The sequence below is a fragment of the Bartonella sp. HY761 genome, assembly GCF_026743145.1.
Taxonomy (GTDB): domain Bacteria; phylum Pseudomonadota; class Alphaproteobacteria; order Rhizobiales; family Rhizobiaceae; genus HY038.
Genome location: NZ_CP104888.1, coordinates 127366 through 149182, shown reverse-complemented (window position 1 = coordinate 149182; position 21817 = coordinate 127366). Strand labels below are relative to the sequence as shown.

Below are 21817 nucleotides of genomic sequence, written 5' to 3'. Positions count from 1 at the left end.
ATAAAAACACGATATTATCTCAATAATGAAGAGACGTTCTCTAAAGCGGAATGGTGTCATGCTTGCGCTTGCGGCTCTCAACCTTTTTATTGCGCAGCGCTGCAAAAGCACGCGCAACGCGCTTGCGGGTTGAATGGGGCATAATCACTTCATCAATAAAGCCGCGTTCCGCCGCTACAAAGGGGTTGGCAAAACGGCTTTCATATTCTGCGGTATGGGCTGCAATTTTTTCCTCATTGCCAAGGTCGGAGCGGTAAAGAATTTCCGTTGCGCCCTTGGCACCCATCACTGCAATTTCTGCCGTTGGCCATGCATAATTAACGTCGGCGCCAATGTGTTTGGATGCCATCACATCATAAGCACCGCCATAGGCTTTACGGGTAATGACTGTCACCATCGGCACACTTGCTTGCGAATAGGCAAAAAGCAATTTTGCACCATGAATAATAACGCCATTATATTCCTGCGCCGTTCCTGGCAAAAAGCCCGGTACATCCACAAGGGTTAAAATAGGAATATTAAAAGCATCGCAAAAGCGCACAAAACGCGCACCCTTTCTCGCCGTATCAATATCAAGACAGCCGGCAAGCACCAAGGGTTGATTGGCGACAACGCCAATGCTGCGCCCCTCAATGCGAATAAAGCCCGTGATAAGGTTTTTGGCAAAATCTGCTTTCACTTCAAAAAAACTACCCTCATCAGCAATGGTTTGGATAAGCTCTTTCATATCATATGGCTTGGTCGAAGAATCTGGAATAAGCGTATCAAGCTTTATATCAAGGCGTTGCGGATCATCAAAAAATGGCCGCACAGGTGGCTTTTCTTGGCTATTTAGTGGCAAATAATCAAAAAGCAGGCGGATATTTTCAAGGGCCTCAATATCATTTTCAAAAGCACCATCGGCAACCGATGATTTTTGCGTATGGGTGGTGGCACCGCCTAGTTCTTCGGCGCTGACAATTTCATTGGTGACGGTTTTAACCACATCAGGGCCGGTCACAAACATATAGGACGAGTCCCGCACCATGAAGATGAAATCAGTCATTGCCGGTGAATAAACTGCGCCGCCGGCACATGGCCCCATAATCACCGAGATTTGCGGCACAACGCCAGAGGCTTCAACATTGCGGCGAAATACTTCCGCATAACCTGCAAGAGATGCGACACCTTCTTGAATACGCGCCCCGCCTGAATCATTAAGACCAATGACAGGTGCACCATTGCGTGCCGCCATATCCATAATTTTGCATATTTTTTGTGCATGGGTTTCAGAAAGTGATCCGCCTAAAACGGTAAAATCCTGCGAAAAAACATAAACTTGCCGACCATTAATGGTGCCCCAACCGGTTACAACGCCGTCACCTGCAAATTTTTGCTGCTCCATACCAAAATCTGTGCAGCGATGGCTAACAAACATGTCATATTCTTCAAAGGAATTGGCATCAAGCAAAACGTCAAGCCGCTCGCGAGCGGTTAATTTACCCTTTTCATGTTGTGACCTTATGCGCCGCTCTCCGCCGCCTTGGCGCGCATTTTCACGCCGCTCTTCCAATTGTTGCAAGATTGCCCGCATTATAACTCCAATCCCGTTGATATTTTTACGTCAAAAATAATTAGTCGGCTAAATAATATGATTGCCTTATACGTTGGCTCTGGTTTCGTCCTAAACGTCTTTAAATATCCCAACTAACAAAGTTAAGTGTGCAATGGCTAAAATTACATTGAGTAATTTAGCTTAATTAAATAATGAATACAGTAGTTTATAGTGTAAAGTTAAAATCAAAAGGGGTGGTATGCATATAATTAATGACGATGCTTCTTCGTGTAACAATGCGCATTTGGCCTCTTCTCCCTAAACCAATAGCACTCGTTAACTCACCATAAGCATACCAACCCCTGTGCCTCCCCGGCCAAACGTAACCTTTTAAAATGGCAAATCTGACAACGACTTTGTTTGCAATCAGACTCTCAGCCATATTCGCTTAGGAATCAAGGTAACAGATTTTTATAAATAATAAAGCTTGATTGTGTGCAAATGCATAAGTTATAAAAATGCAAATTGTAAATTGCAAAATTGTGAAAATCATGGCTATTGGTAAATTATATATTGGGCGCAAAGTGCGCAAATTGCGTGAAGAGCATCAAAACACCCAGATGCAATTTGCTGAACGTATTGGCATATCAACCTCTTATCTCAACCAGATAGAGAATAATCAAAGACCGGTTTCTGCGGCTGTATTATTATCGCTAGCTGAAAAATTTCACATTGATATAGCAAGCCTTTCCTCTGGTGAAGATGACCGTTTGCTTTCAGCATTAAGTGACACATTAAGCGATCCACTGTTTGAAAATAACCGTGCGAGCCTCCAGGAATTGCGGCTTATTGCTCAAAATGCCCCCAGTCTTGCCCGTGCGTTGATTTCTTGTCACCAAGCCTATCGGCTGGCATCGGAACAATTGGCAAGCAGTGATGATCGCTTGCAAACTAGCGGGCTTAGCGAAGTTTCGCCTTATGAAGAAGTGCGCGATTTTTTCCATTTTGTCGATAATTATATTGATAGCCTTGATAAGGCAGCTGAACATTTGGCTGCTTCTATCGGCATTGGTGAAAATGATAATCACGCTGCTTTAATCCGCATTTTGGAAGAAAAATATCAAATATTGGTTCGTTGGGGTAGCCTTGACGACACTACTGTGCGGCGTTTTGACGCGATGAGCAAAACCCTAACCCTTAACCCTTATGCACCTTTGCAAACCCGTATTTTTCAACTTGCTGTACAATTAGCACAATTTGAAACCGATGATCTTTGTGAAGAAATTATCAATAAGGCCAATTTTAAATCGCATGAAGCTGAGGAAATTTGCCGCATTGGGCTGCACAATTATTTTGCAGGTGCTTTGGTGTTGCCTTATATGCCATTTTTGCGCACGGCTGAATTATTACGCCACGATATTGAATTATTGGCCGCGCGTTTTGGTGTTTCATTAGAGCAAGTTTGTCACCGCTTATCGACTTTACAACGCCCCGGCTCAAAAGGAGTACCAATCTTTTTTGCCCGTGTTGATCGCGCCGGCAATATTACCAAACGCCATAGTGCGGCAAAACTGCAATTTGCCCGCTTTGGCTCAGCCTGTCCGGTATGGAATGCCCACCAAGCTTTTGAAACGCCGGGCAGCATTATTCGCCAATTGGCTGAAACGCCAGACGGCGTGCGCTATCTTTGCCTTGCAGTGCAAGTGGTTAAGGGTAATGGTGGTTATCGCAGTACACACCCCCATTATGCCTTGGCTTTTGGTTGCGAAATTTCCAATGCTAAAAGCTTTGTCTATTGCGATGACTTGGATCTTGGCAATGGGGCAGCTTATGAAGCTATCGGTATTTCTTGCCGCATTTGTTCGCGTACAAAATGCGCCAACCGCGCCGTGCCACCCTTAAAGCATCGCTTAAACATTAATCATGATTTGCGTGATGTTTTACCCTATACGTTGGAGCAGATTGGATAAAATCTAAATAAGCTTTCTGGATTTAAGTTTTTTTTAATAGGTGTTGACTTCATATATTTTTGCTATTCAACATTGTTGCTTGAAAATATTATTACTTATAGTAATAAATAAAAATTGATTTTTGAAATAAAATAGTTAATATTTAATGTAATACATGGCTTGATAATTGTTTGAGGGTTTTTACTTATTTGTAGCGTCCCTCTCCAATATTGATAAGTATAATAAAGCATTTGTTGCAACATTCGCAAAAAGCTAAATTAAGCTGAGGAAGCACTATCTTATTGGAGTAAATGTAAGGATGAAGCCATATACGCGGTCAATAATTGAACTGTTTGATGGAAAAAAGCGGTTTCTTATTCCTCTTTATCAGCGTAAGTATGCTTGGCAAGCTAAGCCTCAGCTGGAGCTTTTATGGGAGGATATTCTCCGTTCAGTTCGTCAATTGATGCAAGATAGATCTAACATGATCCCCCATTTTATGGGAGCAATTGTTATATCTCAGATAAAGACTTTTGGAAAAGAGGTACAATCTTTTGAAATAATTGATGGGCAGCAACGCTTAACTACATTTCAGCTTCTTTTAGCTGCCTTAAGAGATGTAGCCAATATTAATAGTTCTCATTATGCAACTGAAATTAATAAATATCTTGTAAATGATGGTATCATGCAAGATCCTATAAAAGAAAAATTTAAATTATGGCCGTCACTTACTGATCGTAGGGCATTTGTATCTATCATTGATCCTAAAATTGATGAGGACGCATATGGTCTGCCGCTAACGGATGAAGATGAGAGGGCTAAACGATCAATCGCTGCTTATTCATATTTAAAGGATAAAATTCAATCTTATGTTAGTGAAGATGGTGAATTTAATGAAGATAGAATCGAAATTCTTTTTGAAGCTCTTAAAGCTGGTTTGGCAATTGTTTCAATAGAATTGGAGGGTGGCGATGATCCTCAGACTATATTTGAAACATTAAATAGTCGCGGAGTTGATCTATCACCTAGCGATTTAATGCGCAATTTTATTTTTCAACGAGCCAAAGGGTTGGGGCAAGAAAATCATTCTCTGGTAATAGATAAGCTATATGAGAAATATTGGTTGCCATTGGATTTCACATTTTGGAGCGAACCTGCGTCTAGAGGACGCCAAAAACATAATAGGTTGGACTGGATGATGACAGATCATCTGGCTATGCACACAGGGGATATAGTTTCCATAGAAAATCTTTTCGAACGTTACAGATATTGGATTTTAGAAAGCCAACATTTTTCATCGGTGACAGAAGAACTTAAGTCAATTGCGGCTACATCTGAGATTGAAAAACGTCTTTTTGACCAAGATTCTGATGATGTATTGGGTAATTTCGGGATTTTTGCAGATGCATTTGACGTTTCAACAGCAATGCCACTTGTTATTTATTTGGCTACCGAGTTAAAAGATAACCAAGACCTGATACGTGCACTTAAAGCACTTGAAAGCTTTATCTTACGTAGGGATCTCTGCAGACTTCCAACCAAGGCTTATAACCGATTTTTTATTGGTGTTATAGATCGCCTGCGAAAATTTGACGGCAATAAAGTCGATACTTTGTTAGAATACTTATCTAGTAGAACCTCTGAAAACGATAGATGGCCCAATAACAGAGAATGGCAGCGGAGCTGGTTAGAGAAAGGACAATATAAAGGTTTACGGCAAGCAAGATTACGCTTCATATTTCAAGCTATTGAATTAGAGTTGCAAACTAAGCAGAATGAAAAAATCGCTATTAAATCTACATTATCAGTTGAACATATTATGCCCCAAAAATGGGAAGCTAACTGGCCTTTTAGCGAATTTTCTCACTTAAGTGACGATGAAAAAGCCATGGATGTTGATTATGCTATTAAAAGAAAATATCGCGATGATGCCATCAATACTATGGGGAATTTAACCCTATTAACCCATTCTTTGAATTCGTCGGTGTCCAACGGTTCGTATTCCATAAAAATGCCAGCAATTAGAGCGCAATCTAGCCTTGCCCTTAATAGGAGCTTGAATGAATATGGTGATTGGAATGAAACATCGATAACAGAGCGCGGAAAAAAGCTTTTTAATATAGCCAAAGCAATTTGGATGGAACCCCTTGAGGTAGAAAAGCCAATAACAAAAACATATGAACAGGGTATGCCTCTTCCGCCCGAAGGTACAGAGTGCAAATTTGCATATTCCGGAAGTACCTATCAAGGTGTCATTAGAGACGGAGAACTTGTAGTAGCTGGATTTTTAGGTTCATTTAAGTCATTTTCAACTGCTTCAAAAGCGGTAACAAATACAAGCCGAAATGGTTGGTTTGACTGGTATTTAAAGGATGCCAATGATAATTGGATTATAGCGGATGACTGGCGAAGCCGACCAAATAATTGAAAATTTAGATTATGTTGAGGTATAGCCCTTATTTATATTTTGAATTGAAATATATTTTTTTATAATAAATAATATCTGCATCCAAATGTTGCAATAAATATTGCGGCTCGCGATTATTCGGCTATTTAGATAATACCTGACGATTGATATTTAATTAATATTTGTTGCAATCGTTAATCTAATATTTTTATTTAGATTTTAATAATTAACCATTTAGAATTTGTGATTTAAACAATTTAAAAATACAAGGATTTATCTAATGGGTTCAGCTTCAAATGACGCAAATATCGCAGCTCTTCGCAGTGAGGCCGAAAATGGCGATGCAAGTGCGCAGAATAATTTGGCGGTCATTTATGACGAAGGCCACGGCGTTGCGCAAGATAAGGTAGAAGCTGCCAAATGGTTTAAACTTGCCGCAGCGGAAGGCGAGATGAATGCACAGTTAAACCTTGCCAAAATGTATTTTGAAGGCGAAGGCGTTGCCTATGATTTGCAGCAATCCGTAAAATGGTTGCAGCTTGCGGCCGAACAAGGTCTAGCCGAAGCGCAATTTATACTTGGTAGTTTTTATGATACCGGTAAAGGGGTTGAGCAAGATAAGCAAGAGGCGGTAAAATGGCTTACTCTTGCCGCAGAGCAAGGCTATGCAGAGGCTCAATGCGATTTGGGTGTGATGTATGCTGATGGCGATGGTGTCACTCAAGATAATAATGAAGCTGAAAAATGGTATAGTCTTGCTGCCGAGCAAGGCGATGTTGTTGCGCAATTTAATTTGGCAGCGCTTTATCATAGTGGAGAGGTAGCAACCAAAGACAATCAAGATGCTTTAAGATTATACCAGCTTGCAGCCGAGCAAGGTTATGAATTTGCCCAATATAATTTAGCCTATATTTATGAACATGGCTTAGGCATTGACGAGGATATGCATGAGGCTGAAAAATGGTATCGTTTGGCAGCAGAGACCGGAAATTCAGCTGCTCAATTAGCTATTTCTAAAATGTATCTTGAAGGCGAAAATGTTGAGCAAGATTTGATGGAGGCGGCAAAATGGGCGCGTCTTGCCGCAGAGCAAGGCGATGAAGAAGGGCAATTTGTTCTTGCATGCCTTTATGATAATGGCGATGGCGTTGAAGAAGACAAGGCGCAAGCGGCTAAATGGTATTTATTGGCGGCACAGCAAGGACATCCTGTCGCGCAATTTAATTTAGGCTACATGTATAGTGAGGGCGAAGGTTTGCCTCAAGACAAGGCGCAAGCAGCTAAATGGTATAGCTTAGCGGCGGAGCAAGGTGATGGTGACGCGCAATTTAATTTAGCTGAATTATATCAAAATGGTGATGGCGTAGAGCAAGATAAGAAAAAAGCCGCCCATTGGTACCGCTTAGCGGCAGAGCACGGCGACAGCGAGGCTGAAAAGGCATTAAAAGCCCTTTAACGACCACGCTATGAGCGGGGGTAAGGATATCTTTTTTACAAGGATATGTAACATTAGATTCAGAATAGATGCTGATGTAAAGGTACAAGGTTAAAAAATGCAGGGGATGATTTAATGGGTTCGCTTTCTAATGACGCGAATATAACTGCTTTACGCAACTTAGCGGAAAAGGGCGATGCAGAAGCACAATATCAGCTTGGTTATATTTTCTATAGCGGTGAGGGTGTTGCGGTTAATATTGAAGAGGCAGTCAAGTGGTTGCATCTTGCCGCTAATAATGGCTACGTACTTGCACAATATAATTTGGCCTCATTATACCAATATGGGGATCTTGTGCCGCAAAATTATGTCGAAGCCGCACGCTTATATCAGCTTGCTAGCGATCAAGATTATGCCTATGCCCAATTTGACTTGGCTTTGCTTTATGAAATGGGCTTAGGGGTTGATGAGGATAAGGCAGAGGCGGCTAGGCTTTATAAATTGGTGGCTGCAAAAAATTTTCCCAATGCACAGCTCTATCTTGCGCGTTTATATTTAAAAGGTGAAGGTGTTGCCTATAATGAAAAAGAGGCGGTAAAATTGGTGCGCCTTGCTGCAGAGCAGGGCTTTGCCGAGGCTGAATTTGTGCTTGGTAGCCTTTATGAAGAGGGTATTGGCTTAAGGCAAGACAGTGCGCAAGCAGCATTTTGGTTTTTACGTGCCGCTGAACAAGGGGAAGCTGCTGCCCAGTCTTATTTGGTTAAACTTTATGTTTCAGGCGTTGGTGTTGACTATAATTTACACGAAGCACTGAAATGGTGTCGCCTTGCCGCAGATCAAGGCGATGTGGAAGCACAATTTAGTCTTGGTTGTTTTTATGATTTAGGCAATGGCGTTGATGAAGATAAATTGGAAGCGATTAAATGGTTTCGATTAGCTGGTGAACAAGGACATGAAGAAGCCCAACATAATGTTGCTTATATGTATGATTATGGCGAAGGTGTTGCAGAAGATAAAGTGGAAGCTGCCAAATGGTACCGCCTTTCTGCGGAGCAAGGCAATATTCGAGCTCAGGCAAATCTAGGTTATTTATATGGCGTTGGCGATGGTATTGCTAAAAACATTATTGAAGCAGAAAAATGGTACCGTTTAGCCGCAGAGCAAGGCGAACCCGCATCGCAATATAATCTAGGTGAATTATATCAAATTGGCGAAGCTGTTGGTAAAAATTTGGCGGAAGCCGAAAAATGGTATCGCTTATCGGCAGCACAAGGCTATAAGGATGCTGAAGAGGCGTTAAAAACTCTATAGCATAATCAGCTATATATGCTTTACGGGTGTAGTATGGATTTAACAGCGACTAAAGCTAATTGAGGCTGAAGTAAATAAGTCTATTTGCACCCAAATTGATTGTAATTAAAACATGTTTATTGATCGTTGACATGGAAATCTAGTTCAAAATTTCTGTTTACGCGCATTATCAATCGGCAAAAAAATTTAATCTGGCTCTTCTAGCCATTCAAAAAATCCATTATCCCGAAGTTTGGTAAAAGCTTCATGATATTCATCGGTTTGTTGAATTTTTTGCATGTTTTCTTTTGCTAAAAATTTAGGATAATCGCAGTCCACCCGATCTTGTCCTATATTTTTAAAAGATCCAACCGCTTTAATAAGATTTTCATGGCATAACCCCTCAGACATTAAAACTATGACTGCTTCATAATATTTTTCTGGTAGTTCATCGCCAAATGTGTCTTTTAGTAATTTATAAGTACTTAATAATATTAAGTCATTCATTCTAAAACCTATGAATATTATTTTAGCCTCATTGTGCCTTTGCGAGTTCCTATTTTTATAATAGCCTTTTTAGCTCTTAAGCGAAAGCCGATTGCCCGGCGTTATCGTTTCAATGATTGATTGGGCTAAAACTCATATTAGATGATTGTGAACTTGTGCCGAAGGACTGGTAAATGACCCTATCATCATTAATCACTTGGTGGCTAATTATATCAATAAGACGTATGAGCTTAAAAATTGCATGCCATTGAAAGACGCAAATCTTGATTAGAGTCTAAACTTTAGAACAATGTTACAGGAGCATAAAAATCTGTAATGAAAATCTAAGTGCTAGCGCAACTTTTAGCATTGACTACTAAATTTTAGCTTTAGCTTACCAAAATAACCACTGTTTTAGAGCATGACGAGGCAAAAAAACCACATTGATTGTAGAAATTAACCTTTTAAAAAGAAATATGACATTTTTGTGTTGAATATTGGTCTGCGCTTATTCAAAAGAATGTATTAAGAATCTTTTTAAATAGGGGAAGTCTATGGCTGTCTTGAAAAACGTCAAACTTCATATCATAGCGCTGTTGGTTGTTGTGCTATGTGAAACCATTGGCACCATGAAATTTTCCATTGGCAAATTTGCTATTGTACTTTTTCCAATGCTTTTTGCCATGATCATTTCTGGCTTTATCAGTTTTCCAAAATGGAAAATTATTAGCTTTAAAGAAGGTGACAATGCGGGCAAAATGCTCACCGTGGTACTTATTCCATTAATTACCGCTATTGGTCTTGGTATTGGCCCCAATCTTCCCGAGCTTGCTAATGCAAAATTTGCCTTACTCATTCAAGAATTTGGTCATTTTTTTGGTACCATCATAATCGGTATGCCAATTGCGGTAGCGCTTGGCATGGGCCGTGAAGCCATAGGCGCCACCTATTCGCTTGATCGCGAGGGCAATATTGCTATCATCGCTGAAAAATATGGTCTTAATTCACCTGAAGGGCGCGGCGTTATGGCAATGTATATTTGCGGTACCGTTTTTGGCGCTGTGTGGATTGGCATTTTTGCAAGCGCAATTGCTAGCCTTGATATTTTTCACCCCTATGCTTTGGCAATGGGTGCTGGGGTTGGCTCTGGTAGTATGCTTGCTGCTGCATCAGGTTCAATCATTGAGTTTTATCCAGAAATGAAAGAGCAAATTCTTGCTTATGCAGGAGCTGCCAATTTGATGACCGGTATTTTAGGCATTTATTTTGCACTATTTATTTCACTTCCCCTTGCTGTAAAATTCTATCAACTTTTAAACCGCCTATTTGGTCGCAATAATAACAATGAAGGTGCGGTAAAATGAGTACATTTGAAGTTATTTGCCTTACTATTTTATGCGGGCTATTGATCGTTATTGGCCATTATATTGGCTATAGCGATGTTGATATAGTCGTTTCATTGACTGGCGTTGGAATTATTATTGGCGTTGGCATTTGCGGCTATATCATTGCAAAATTGCCATTATTCAACATGTTGCCGTCCATTTTATGGATCTCTGCGTTTGCTATCCTCGTATCAAGCCCAATTTTCCCTTATCACGAAATTATAACTTCCTATGTAAAACAAGTTCCTTTCTTGGCGATTTGTACGCCAGTGCTTGCTTATGCAGGGCTTTCCATCGGTAAGGATTTAGAAGCGTTCAAAAGAATTTCATGGCGCATTATTCCAGTTGCACTTGCAGTGATTGCAGGTACATTCATTTGTGCGACATTGCTTGCCCAATGGGCATTACATCTTGAAGGCGCAATTTAAATCATAAAGCCAACAAGATAATTTTGGAGGTGTTATAGTGAATAAAGAAGAACTAAAAAAGAAAGTTTGCGCAGCAATTGAAGCGCGCCGCGATGACATTCTTGCTCTTGGCCGCGCCATTTACCATGAGCCGGAACTTGGCTATAAGGAAGTTAAGACCGCAGCAAAGGTAGAAGAAACCTTTAAGCGCATGCAATTGCCTTATGAAAAAGAATTGGCAATCACGGGTGTAAAAGCTCGGTTAAAGGGCAAAAATTCTGATCATAGTGTTGCTGTCATTGGCGAATTAGATGCAATTATCTGCCATGAACACCCAAATGCAGATGAACTTACCGGCGCTGCCCATTGCTGCGGGCATAATGTGCAGATTGCTACAATGATTGCGGTTGGCATGGGTCTGCAAGATGCTGATGCCATGGAACATTTAAGCGGCGATGTGGTTTTATTTGCTGTTCCGGCCGAAGAATATGTTGAAATTGCTTATCGCAATAAATTGCGCCAACAAGGCAAGATTAAATATCTTGGTGGCAAGGCTGAGCTTATCCGCCTTGGTGCTTTTGATGATGTTGATATGGCCATTCAAATGCATGTTGTGCCCGATAATAATCATGAGCGTTATTTACAATTATCAACCACCAGTAATGGCTTTATCGGTAAATTAATCACCTATAAAGGTCAACCTGCCCATGCTGCCGCCGCACCTTATGAAGGTGTTAATGCTCTTAATGCCGCTATGATGGGCATTATGGGGGTTAATGCTATTCGTGATACATTTAAAGATCAAGACAATGTGCGCTTTCACCCAATTATCACTAAGGGCGGAGATTTGGTTAATGTTGTGCCAAGTGATGTGCGCATGGAAAGCTATGTGCGTGCTGCCAATATTGACGCAATGATCGATGCCAATAAAAAAATTGATCGTGCGTTAAAAGCTGGTGCAATGGCAATTGGTGCGGAAGTAGAAATTGAAGATCTTCCAGGTTATTTGCCGCTTAATAATGATGGCAATATTAATGCGTTTTTTGAAAAAAATGCCGAGGAATTGGTAGGTAAAGACCGTGTTCGCCAAGGTAAGCACATGGCAGGCAGTACCGATACGGGTGATTTATCACAAATCATACCCCTTGCCCACCCCCATGCCGGCGGCATTGAAGGCACTTTGCATGGCAAGGATTATAAAATCTTTGATGAGGACACCGCTTATATTCGCTGTGCACAAGCTATGGCGATGACGGTGATTGACTTGCTTTATGGTGATGGCGAAGGCGCACAAAAAGTAAAATCTGATTTTAAACCACAGCTTACTAAAGAAACCTATCTAGAATTGCTTGAATCTTTTTCAAGCAATTAAGATGAATAAGCGGTAAAGGCATGCACCTTTACCGCTTTTTATTCGTTCAACCCATTCATTGCCTTTTGTGCAAAATGACTGCCTTGATCTGCGGCTCGTTTCTAGCAGTTCTTGGTTTCCTCTTTTATTGCAATGTCAGATTGTTGATTAGATTATCGTTTATAATTTACCTTTGGCAATTGAATAGGGTTTGAGTTTAAACCAACCCATTTAACTCCGAGTTCCGTCAAACGGTCTGTTGGGGTATAACTATCCTTGATCGCGTTAATAATTTGGGCGACTTCATCAAGTTGGGCTTTTGATAGGGCTTTCCCTTCTTTTAAATAATTTAAAAAAGCAACCGCCATTTTTTGATAGTCTTGGTCGTAATTGCCTCCGCCATTACCTTCAATTTCATGGCTCAAGCGGCTAGCTATGCGGATAACTTCGCCTTGCATGGTGGTGCATGGTCCGCTAGATGGTACTAATAACTGCCATAAATATTCATGACATTGCTGCCAATTTTCACCTTTAGCAATGATGGGTGAATGACCATCATATTTTATACGCGCACCAATAGGTTCGACATTAAACAATTGGTAGAGCTTTTCTAAACCAAAGCTTGCTTCTTCAAGCAAAGTTTTATTAAAATTTTCGCGGTGAAATTCAAAGTTTTGGCCAATTATTTTTACAAAATCCTGCATCTGTGTTGTTATTTGCTGCCCATCGCTATGAATGCTATTGCCAGAAAACCACCCCTTTAGTTTGTTGCTTAAGCTTTTCTTTGTTTTATCGATATTTTGTAGCTTTAGCAAAAACTCTGCTAGTTCAGCCATATCAGCAATTTTAATATTGCTGCATTGTTGCAAGCCATATTCTAGCGCCGTATAATTTTTGCTATTACGCAGATTTATATCTGCACCAAATTCCACCAAGATTTTCGCCGCTTCTAAATTGCCCAAAGCTACTGCTTCATGCAGCGGCGTATTGCCATCATTGGTTAGGGCATTTACATCGGCGTTATTTTCCAGCAAAATAACAAGGTTTTCGTGCCATCTTTGTGAGCGGTGATGTAAAACCGTCCGCCCATAACGGTCACGAGCATTAATATTGATACCCTGTTCAATCAGCCAAAGGGTTATTTCGTCACTTAAACCATCAAAAAACAGAGCTGTTTCCTGATAAGTATTGTCACGGGCATTGATATCAGTATTTTCAAAAGGTTTTTTATAGCGGGCCAATTTTTAGCTTCTATAAGGTTTTTAAAATCTTCAGGCAGTTTTTGCCGTTTATCTTTTACCATTTTTCAATCCTTCATTGAAAGCTAACCAAATGACACCTACAGTTAGTAAGGGTGAGCATAAATAAATTTTATATATTTGGTAGAGTTAAACCTAATTTTCTACGTCATATTTCTAATAAAAGGTGGATATCTTTTAATAATCTACCATTTAATTTGCCAAATGGTTGATCTTTATTTTAGAAGTGACTTAATTTGACTTCGTGCTAATTATTTATTGCCCTAACAGAAATATTTGCGCTTGAAAAAAGTGTAACTTAAAATAGCTTGAACCAAAGCTTTGAGACCACCGTAAAATGATAGGGTTTGTGATTAATTGCATTTTGACAAATAATAAATATAGTAGGTTTTGCTATATAATTTAGATAGAAATGAAACAATTTAGATTTGGTTGTTAATTATGGATGATGGTAATAACCATTTAGCCTTGCAAAAAGAAAACCATGTGATTGTTATTGGTTCGGTAAATATAGATATTGCTGGTCGCTCTCATCAGCCGCCAAAGCCAAGTGATTCAAATCCGGGTAAAATTAGCTATAGCTCGGGCGGTGTTGGCCGCAATATTGCCCATAATTTAGCGCTTTTAGGGGTTGATATTTCTCTTATTTCTGCGGTTGGCAATGATGTTTATGGTGACAACATCTTAAAAACCACAGCACAAATTGGCGTTGATATGGCGCGCGTCATGCGTCTTGATGATGAAAACACCTCAACTTATCTCTCGGTGCTTGATGAGCATGGCGAAATGGTGATTGCCATTAATGATATGGATATTGTTCGCCGCATTGATGAAACCATGCTTGCAAGCCATATGGATGCAATAAAGGCTGCCAATATCGTGGTGGTTGATTGCAATTTGGAACAAACAAGCCTTGATTGGCTGTTAAACCAGAAAGATTTGCCAACTATTTTTGTTGATACGGTCTCAGCGCATAAATGCACTAAAATTCAAACTCTTTTAGCCAATATTAACACGCTAAAACCCAATTTATTAGAAGCACAAACATTGAGCAATATTGTGTTTCATCAACCAGATGACGCATTAAAAATTGCCGATTGGTTTCATGAACAAGGTTTACAAAATCTTGTGCTCAGTGCAGGCCAATTGGGGGTATTTTACAGCGAAAAAAATGGTGCTAATGGCTGGCTGCCGATTATCAAAACGGATATTGTCAATGTTACCGGCGCAGGCGACGCAATGATGGCGGGGCTTGTTGCTTGTAAATTGCAAAATATGCCTTTGTCAAAAGCTGTCCATTTTGCTCAAGGCTGCGCGTCTATGGCATTGATGAGCCCATTTACCAATAATCCAGATCTCTCATTCAAAAATGTTTTAAACCTCTTGGAGTTATCCCATGTCTATGATGCCTAAGGCTGCTATTTCAGACGAATTTCTTGTCATTTCAGACGAAGTAAAGGCAGCGCTTGTTGCCAATGCGCCGATTGTTGCTTTAGAATCAACGATTATTTCTCACGGCATGCCTTTTCCGCAAAATGCACAAACTGCATTAAAGGTGGAAGAAACCGTGCGTGCCAATGGCGCAGTACCTGCGACCATTGCAATTATTGCCGGCAAAATGAAAGTTGGTCTGTCGCGCGAAGAAATCGAGCTTTTAGGTCGTGAAGGCCATAAGGTTGCTAAAGTCAGCCGCCGTGATTTGCCTTTCATCGTTGCCGGTGGTCTAAACGGTGCAACAACCGTTGCTTCGACCATGATTATTGCGGCTATGGCGGGCATTAAAGTTTTTGCAACCGGCGGCATTGGTGGTGTTCATCGCGGTGCAGGCCTAAGCTTTGATATTTCAGCCGATTTGCAAGAACTAGCTAAAACTAATGTTGCGGTTATCTGTGCCGGTGCAAAATCCATTCTCGATTTAGGATTAACCACTGAATATCTTGAAACCTTCGGCGTGCCGCTAATTGGTTATAAAACCAAATCCTTGCCTGCATTTTTCACCCGTACGAGCCCCTTTGAAACCAGTGTTCAGTTAGACAGCGCAAAAGACATTGCTAAGGCACTTTTTGTCAAATGGCAAATTGGTCTTGAAGGCGGCGCGGTGATTGCCAATCCAATTCCGCAGCAATTTGCAATGCCAGAAGAACGCATTGCTGCGGCTATTGATCAAGCAGTAAAAGAAGCTGATGAACAAGGCGTTATTGGAAAAGATAGCACGCCGTTCTTGCTTGCCCGGGTTAATGAACTAACTGGCGGTGATAGCCTGAAATCCAATATTGAACTGGTTTTCAATAATGCAATTTTAGCCTCTAATATTGCTAAAGAATACCAAATAATTAGCGCTTAGTCATTCATTTTGGGTTTTATTCCCCCTTTGATGACAAGGTTTTCAAAGGGGGGAGCAAAACAGGCTTTGAGCATGGTGGTGCACCCGTGCTAAAGAAAAGAGGGAAATAATATGGACATTATCCGCAGTCTTATCGGTATGTTTTTCTTGCTGTTTATCGGCTTTTTATTTTGTAATAATAAAGCAAAACTTAGCTACCGAACGGTTATTGCTGCATTTCTTCTGCAAGTGATACTTGGCGGCATCATGCTTTATGTACCGGCCGGCCAAAGAATACTTGAATTTGCATCACGCGGTGTAAAAGCGGTCATGGATTATAGCGATGTTGGTGCTGTTTTCATGTTTGGTGGGCTTGTTCAAGATGCGCCAATGACAGCAGCTTTTGGCAATTATGGTTATATTTTTGCATTTCGCGTTTTACCAGCGGTCATTTTTGTAACATCCTTGATTTCGATTCTTTATTATCTGCGGATTATGGGATTGCTTATCAAAATTTTGGGTGGATTATTCCAAAAAGCCCTTCAAATTTCAAAGATTGAATCTTTTATTGCGGTGACCACCATTTTTTTAGGTCAAAACGAAATTCCAGCCGCAGTTAAGCCTTTTGTTAAACAGTTAAATCGCAATGAATTATTTACCGCTATGGTAAGCGGTATGGCGTCTATTGCTGGTGCTATGCTCATTGCTTATGCAGGTGTTGGCGTTCCAATTCACTATTTGCTAGCAGCATCCTTAATGGCAATCCCCGGCGGTATTTTATTTGCACGACTTTTAAGCCCTGCAACAGAAGAATCTGTTGTCACATTTGATAATCTTCAATTTTCTGAAACGCCTGCCAAAACCATTATTGAAGCTTTGGCAAATGGTGCATTAACTGGTTTAAAAATTGCAGCAGGCGTTGCAACGGTTGTGATGACTTTTGTTGCGATGATTGCTTTATTAAATGGCATTGTTGGCGGCCTTGCAAACCTAGTTGGTTATACAGATATCACCATTCAAGGCCTGCTCGGCTATATTTTTTCACCGCTTGCTTATATTATGGGTGTTAGCTGGCCAGATGCTAGTAGTGTTGGCAGCTTAATTGGCCAAAAATTGGTTATTAATGAATTTGTCGCCTATACGGAATTGCAAACCATGCAGGCTACAGCGGTTTTAACCGATCCACGTTCTATTGCCATTGTATCTTTTGCCCTATGCGGCTTTGCTAATTTTGGTTCAATTGGTGTTATTATTGGTGCATTTTCTGCCGTTGCACCAGAACGTATCTCGCTCATTGCACAGTTAGGTTTAAGAGCACTTTTTGCCGCAACGCTCTCCAATTTGATGAGTGCAACCATTGCCGGTCTTTTCTTATCTATAACGATGTAAGCAAGTTTAAGCGCATTGATATATTTAAAGGCCAAGTTTCAGCTTGGTCTTTTTTTGCAGTATTTTAGCAAACACTAAGTAAAATATTACCAATCAAACCATTACAGTTTCATCAATCAAGTCTTTTTCGTACAAATATTCTTTAAGGACTTTGGGAAATTGTAAGAAAGCTTCTTCTTGGGTGAAATAAATATAATTCATAAGCCCTACCCAATGGTGGCTATTGGATAGGCCATGCTTGGTTGCAAGCCATGTGATAAAATCATAATTATCAAAAAACGACAAATCCTTACCAATGTTATATCCTGTAATAAAGCAACAAAGATGATCTAAAGTGGGGTAGGTGGGTAAATACATACCGGGGCGCTTATAGATATTATCAATAAGTTGCAAAAATTCATTCAAAGCTTGGCTGTTCTGCTTGTCAGTCATAATTTAATTGCTTGTATCTGCCGCTTTTACATTTTGATCATATGGCTGAATAGAAAAATCTATATTGGTACTTATAAAATACAAATCACTTTCTTTAAATGTTTCTATATTTTTAAGCTCTTCAATTGTGTTGGGACTGTCCAAATTGATATAATGTAACCCGTTCATTTTATAATATTTTATACCATCATATATGACATTATAACATCTATTTTTAAATATATTAAATCTTCCCTCTTGTAATTTTTTGATGAAAATTTCTAATATAATCCAGTCATTTTTTTCGTTCTGCACCGTTGCGATAATTTTAACATTTTCTAACTTATCGCAAAAATTAATATCCCTAATGATGCCATCATAGCCATAATTTATTTTTTCAAAATAAGTGTCTAACTCTATTTTACGTCCTATTGGGCTAATAATGCAGTCTTTCTAGCTGTTATGCCTCGTTATATTCATCGTGTTTTTACTTAGCTTTTAAAAGCAGTGGCTAATGCTAATATTATTGCATGTAAAATTTTGCAAGTAAGGCGTGTTCTTCGTCACAAAGACCGGGAAATATTTCATTTTCAATTATAACTTTATGCTTTTTTTCAAGTATTTTAATTAGATAATCGCTAATGGCCGATAATTCGGCATCGGTTAATATATGACTTGTCACCACCACAGCTAAATGGATTTTACCATTAATTTCTGGGTTTTCACAATCAAAGCAGCCAGTATAAAATAATTGGACCGACCAAAAACCTTGATTCAAGTTCCAATAAGTGTCGTTTAGATAATAACTGCTATCATGCTCATCAATATTAGCGATATTGAGTTTCTTGGTCAAAAGTTCCAATATAGCCAATGTCTCCGTATGATTTTTAACATTTATAATAAATAGATTGCCGGTTAACATTTGGGTTTTCCATTTTTATGACAGTTGAACTAAACAACGATTTCGAACTTTTTTGACATAGTAAGATAAGTTTTTGAAAATTAAAAGGAACTTTTAAGCGTTTCACGGGTTGGATTAACTTAGGTAAAAATTTTTATAAAGGATCGACCGGATAAGGTTTGATCAAAAATTGAAATTTTTAGCTAAGACAGCAAAATGCTTTTAAAAGGAATTGTTATGACTGAGGAAATTACCAAGACACCATCTAGCGAAAAAAAGGCTAATGGTGAAAATAGCCTAACTGAACAGACAATGCCAAAAAATCCAGTAGATGCCTATCCGCAACCAAGCTATCCTACTGAAAAACAGGATCCGCCGGGATTAGCTTCTAAAATGAACCCGTTACCTGACCACGGTGAAGAATCTTATAAAGGTTCTGAACGTTTATTAGGCCGCAAAGCTTTAATTACCGGTGGTGATAGTGGAATTGGTCGTGCTGTCGCAATAGCATTTGCACGCGAGGGTGCAGATGTTGCAATTAATTACCTTCCTGCAGAAGAAAGCGACGCTAAAGAAGTTGTTGCATTAATTCAAAAAGCTGGACGTAAGGCCGTTGCCATTCCAGGCGATTTAACTGATCTTGCTTTTTGTAACGAGTTAGTTGAACACGCTGCCAAAGAACTCGGTGGTTTAGATATTCTTGTTAACAATGCAGGTCGCCAACAAGCCACTGCCTCTCTTGCTGATTTAACCGATGAAGCATTTGATGCAACTATGAAAACAAATATCTATGCTCCCTATCGTGTTACAAAAGCGGCATTAAAATATATTCCAGCAGGTGGTTCTATTATTATAACTGCATCTGTACAAGCTTTTGATCCATCTGGGAGCTTGTTTGATTATGCACAAACTAAAGCTGCTAATGTTGCTTTTGCCAAATCATTGGCCAAACAGCTTGGCCCCAAAGGTATTCGCGTCAATGCTGTGGCACCGGGTCCTTTCTGGACACCGTTACAGCCTTCTGGCGGCACACCTATGGATTCAATCCCGCAATTTGGCGGTCAAACTCCGCTTGGAAGAGCTGGCCAACCAGCTGAAATAGCGCCACTTTATGTTTTACTAGCAAGTGCTGAAGCAAGTTATTGCTCCGGACAAGTGTTTGGTGCAAGTGGCGGAACTGGCATGGATAGTTAAGGCATTTTATTTATTAATCTTACAATGCCGTGCAATTGCGTAAATATGAAGTGATTGCATTAATAAGAGCGATTTGCTAAAAAACGCTCTTATTTTTTTAAATAAATAAAAATCATGCTATAAATTTCATTCCTTAAAAAATCCGCTAATATCATAGGCATCATAAACATCATCGTAATATTCTTCCCAATCGTCAGGTAATTTTACGCAAAATTTGTCATCATTCCAAAACCACTCTAATTGATAATTACCGTCAATAACCTGTTGCTTAATATCATCATATACAATAATGCGCGGTTGATTATCCATTGTATAGACATCATCCAGCTGGCATAAAATTTTATCAACATTGCTTAAATCACTATGAATACGCATAATATAACCAAAGTAATTTTTTATGTTATCTTTTAATATTTTTTTCTTATAAACTTGTTCGGCAAAATAAAATTCACCATGAAGGGTTATATCCAATTGCCCATCATCAAGGTTGGGAAATTTTTCTTCGCTAATAGCAATTGGCCTTAACTCATTTTGTTCATCTAAAAAGTCGAAATAGTCCTCGTCGCTATCCGTCAAAAGACTATATTTATAAGCGATAGGTGTAACCTTTTTTATCAATTCCTCACGAGAATTTTTACATATGAATGCTAAGGTTCTTGACATATTTCCCTCCAAAAATCAGCTTGTTGTGACTTGATTAAATATTAGCGCATTTTCCCCATAATTTATTTCCTATAACCCAATTTAAAGCTATGAATTTTTTAAATTAGGCGTAGAGTTAAGCTACAAGTTACACATCAAGATGACAATTGTAAAACGATGTTCATCACAGTGGTGCAATATTGCTCTGCCAATATGTGATTGAGGGTGCTTTTACCCCATTTCATAAAAGCAAGCCTTTTGTATTGTCGACCAGTTTTAGTCGATAAATTTTATAGTCAAAATGAAAGGACATAAAATGATCACCACCACAATTTTCCCATCACGCTATATTCAAGGCCCTAATGCTTTATCGCTGCTTGGTGAAGAATTGGCGCGTTTGGGAAAAAAAGTTCTTCTGCTTGAAGACCCTTTTGTTGCTAAAGACTATAATGATGTAATTAATCAAGGACTAGGCGATAAGGTTCAATCGGTGATTGAAGTCTTTACGGGTGAATGTTGTGATGAAGAAATTGACCGTTTGGCAAAGACTGCAGGAATTGATGTGGTTGCAGGTATTGGCGGCGGCAAAACCCTAGACACCGCAAAAGCAGTTGCTTATGCGTTAAAAGTACCTGTCGTTATTGTGCCAACCTTGGCTTCAACCGATGCGCCTTGCAGTGCCTTATCGGTTATTTACACCCCAAAAGGCGAGTTTGCTCGTTATTTGTTTTTGCCAAAAAATCCTGATCTTGTTTTGGTAGATAGTGCCATTATTGCAAAAGCGCCAGTACGCTTTTTGGCTGCCGGCATTGGTGACGCGCTTGCCACTTGGTTTGAAGCTGAATCTTGCCGCTTGTCAAAAGCCAATAATATGACTGGCCGCCCCGGCTCAACCACTGCCTATGGTTTAGCACGGCTTTGTTTTGATACTTTGCTTGAATATGGCCCACTTGCATACCAATCATGCGAAGCTGGTGTACCAACTCCCGCCCTTGAAAAAATCATTGAAGCCAATACTTTGCTTTCCGGTCTTGGTTTTGAAAGCGGCGGTTTGGCTGCCTGCCATGCGATCCATAATGGCTTGACGGTATTGCCAGAAACCCATCATTATTGGCATGGTGAAAAAGTAACGATTGGTGTGTTAGCATCCCTTATCCTAACCGATAAGGACGCAGAACTGATTGATCATATTTTTGATTTCTGCGAATTGGTCAATTTGCCAACCACCCTTGGCGATATTGGTCTTGGTGATGTTAGCGACGCCGATTTGATGAAAGCAGCCGAAGCTGCAACGGTGGCCGGTGAAACCATCCATAATGAGCTAGGCACAATTACCGCACAAATGGTATTTAATGCGCTTCGTGCAGCTGACGCCATTGGCCGGGAGCGCCGCGGCGAATAGCATATAGTTTCGCTCCATTAAATGGTTAAATAGAGATAATAACAGCGCGTTG

18 protein-coding genes are annotated in these 21817 nt (G+C 39.8%); 12 read left to right on the top strand and 6 right to left on the bottom strand.

Features of this window, described 5'->3' with window-relative positions; all coding sequences use genetic code 11:
- Positions 1 to 40: 40 nt before the first annotated feature.
- Positions 41 to 1573, bottom strand: coding sequence for an acyl-CoA carboxylase subunit beta (locus N6A79_RS15195; protein ID WP_263499824.1), 1533 nt, complete (start codon positions 1571 to 1573; stop codon positions 41 to 43).
- A 512-nt stretch (positions 1574 to 2085) separates the two neighbouring features.
- On the opposite strand from N6A79_RS15195, the gene N6A79_RS15190 reads away from it, so the two are divergent.
- From N6A79_RS15190 to N6A79_RS15175, 4 genes are all read left to right on the top strand, one after another.
- Positions 2086 to 3504, top strand: coding sequence for a helix-turn-helix domain-containing protein (locus N6A79_RS15190; RefSeq protein WP_262080751.1), 1419 nt, complete (start codon positions 2086 to 2088; stop codon positions 3502 to 3504).
- Between the two features lie 298 nt (positions 3505 to 3802).
- Positions 3803 to 5911, top strand: a complete 2109-nt coding sequence (locus tag N6A79_RS15185; RefSeq protein WP_263499823.1) for a DUF262 domain-containing protein — start codon at positions 3803 to 3805, stop codon at positions 5909 to 5911.
- Positions 5912 to 6170: 259 nt separating this feature from the next.
- Positions 6171 to 7346 (top strand): tetratricopeptide repeat protein, encoded by a 1176-nt coding sequence (locus tag N6A79_RS15180; RefSeq protein ID WP_263499822.1) that lies wholly within the window; start codon positions 6171 to 6173, stop codon positions 7344 to 7346.
- 114 nt (positions 7347 to 7460) lie between these two features.
- Entirely contained in the window at positions 7461 to 8636 is a 1176-nt protein-coding gene (locus N6A79_RS15175) for a tetratricopeptide repeat protein (RefSeq protein ID WP_263499821.1), read from the top strand.
- A gap of 186 nt (positions 8637 to 8822) precedes the next feature.
- Here N6A79_RS15175 and N6A79_RS15170 read toward each other — a convergent pair whose 3' ends face one another.
- Positions 8823 to 9122 carry a hypothetical protein gene (locus N6A79_RS15170; protein ID WP_262080744.1) on the bottom strand — a complete coding sequence of 100 codons (300 nt, stop codon included), beginning with the start codon at positions 9120 to 9122 and terminating at the stop codon, positions 8823 to 8825.
- Positions 9123 to 9655: 533 nt separating this feature from the next.
- Between N6A79_RS15170 and N6A79_RS15165 the strand changes: the two genes are divergently transcribed.
- The 3 genes from N6A79_RS15165 to N6A79_RS15155 are packed head-to-tail and all read left to right on the top strand — an operon-like array spanning position 9656 to position 12265.
- A complete protein-coding gene (locus N6A79_RS15165) occupies positions 9656 to 10465 on the top strand; it encodes a DUF3100 domain-containing protein (RefSeq protein WP_182419820.1) in 810 nt (269 codons plus the stop codon).
- The gene (locus N6A79_RS15160) at positions 10462 to 10914 is read left to right on the top strand and encodes a hypothetical protein (RefSeq protein ID WP_182419819.1); all 453 of its coding nucleotides are present in this window, start codon (positions 10462 to 10464) and stop codon (positions 10912 to 10914) included. The genes N6A79_RS15165 and N6A79_RS15160 overlap by 4 nt, the downstream gene beginning before the upstream one ends.
- 37 nt (positions 10915 to 10951) lie before the next feature.
- On the top strand, positions 10952 to 12265 hold the full coding sequence (locus N6A79_RS15155; protein WP_263499820.1) for an amidohydrolase: 1314 nt from the start codon (positions 10952 to 10954) through the stop codon (positions 12263 to 12265).
- Between the two features lie 152 nt (positions 12266 to 12417).
- Here the strand turns inward: N6A79_RS15155 and N6A79_RS15150 are convergent, their stop codons facing one another.
- Complete coding sequence (locus N6A79_RS15150; RefSeq protein WP_263499819.1) at positions 12418 to 13485, bottom strand: ankyrin repeat domain-containing protein; 1068 nt, start codon at positions 13483 to 13485, stop codon at positions 12418 to 12420.
- 486 nt (positions 13486 to 13971) lie between these two features.
- On the opposite strand from N6A79_RS15150, the gene N6A79_RS15145 reads away from it, so the two are divergent.
- From N6A79_RS15145 to N6A79_RS15135, 3 genes are all read left to right on the top strand, one after another.
- Positions 13972 to 14916, top strand: coding sequence for a PfkB family carbohydrate kinase (locus N6A79_RS15145; RefSeq protein WP_263499950.1), 945 nt, complete (start codon positions 13972 to 13974; stop codon positions 14914 to 14916).
- Positions 14909 to 15847: a pseudouridine-5'-phosphate glycosidase gene (locus N6A79_RS15140; RefSeq protein WP_263499949.1), complete on the top strand. Its 939-nt coding sequence runs from the start codon at positions 14909 to 14911 to the stop codon at positions 15845 to 15847. Before N6A79_RS15145 ends, N6A79_RS15140 begins: the two co-directional genes overlap by 8 nt.
- Positions 15848 to 15958: 111 nt before the next feature.
- Entirely contained in the window at positions 15959 to 17215 is a 1257-nt protein-coding gene (locus N6A79_RS15135) for a NupC/NupG family nucleoside CNT transporter (RefSeq protein ID WP_263499818.1), read from the top strand.
- Between the two features lie 93 nt (positions 17216 to 17308).
- Here N6A79_RS15135 and N6A79_RS15130 read toward each other — a convergent pair whose 3' ends face one another.
- Both N6A79_RS15130 and N6A79_RS15125 read right to left on the bottom strand, forming a co-directional pair.
- A complete protein-coding gene (locus N6A79_RS15130) occupies positions 17309 to 17647 on the bottom strand; it encodes a hypothetical protein (RefSeq protein ID WP_263499817.1) in 339 nt (112 codons plus the stop codon).
- Between the two features lie 502 nt (positions 17648 to 18149).
- On the bottom strand, positions 18150 to 18548 hold the full coding sequence (locus N6A79_RS15125; RefSeq protein WP_263499815.1) for a hypothetical protein: 399 nt from the start codon (positions 18546 to 18548) through the stop codon (positions 18150 to 18152).
- Between the two features lie 291 nt (positions 18549 to 18839).
- Here N6A79_RS15125 and N6A79_RS15120 point away from each other — a divergent pair, with 291 nt between their 5' ends.
- Complete coding sequence (locus N6A79_RS15120; protein ID WP_263499948.1) at positions 18840 to 19721, top strand: SDR family oxidoreductase; 882 nt, start codon at positions 18840 to 18842, stop codon at positions 19719 to 19721.
- Between the two features lie 126 nt (positions 19722 to 19847).
- Here the strand turns inward: N6A79_RS15120 and N6A79_RS15115 are convergent, their stop codons facing one another.
- Positions 19848 to 20384: a hypothetical protein gene (locus N6A79_RS15115; RefSeq protein WP_263499814.1), complete on the bottom strand. Its 537-nt coding sequence runs from the start codon at positions 20382 to 20384 to the stop codon at positions 19848 to 19850.
- Between the two features lie 295 nt (positions 20385 to 20679).
- Here N6A79_RS15115 and N6A79_RS15110 point away from each other — a divergent pair, with 295 nt between their 5' ends.
- Entirely contained in the window at positions 20680 to 21765 is a 1086-nt protein-coding gene (locus N6A79_RS15110) for a glycerol dehydrogenase (RefSeq protein ID WP_263499947.1), read from the top strand.
- Positions 21766 to 21817: the final 52 nt, after the last annotated feature.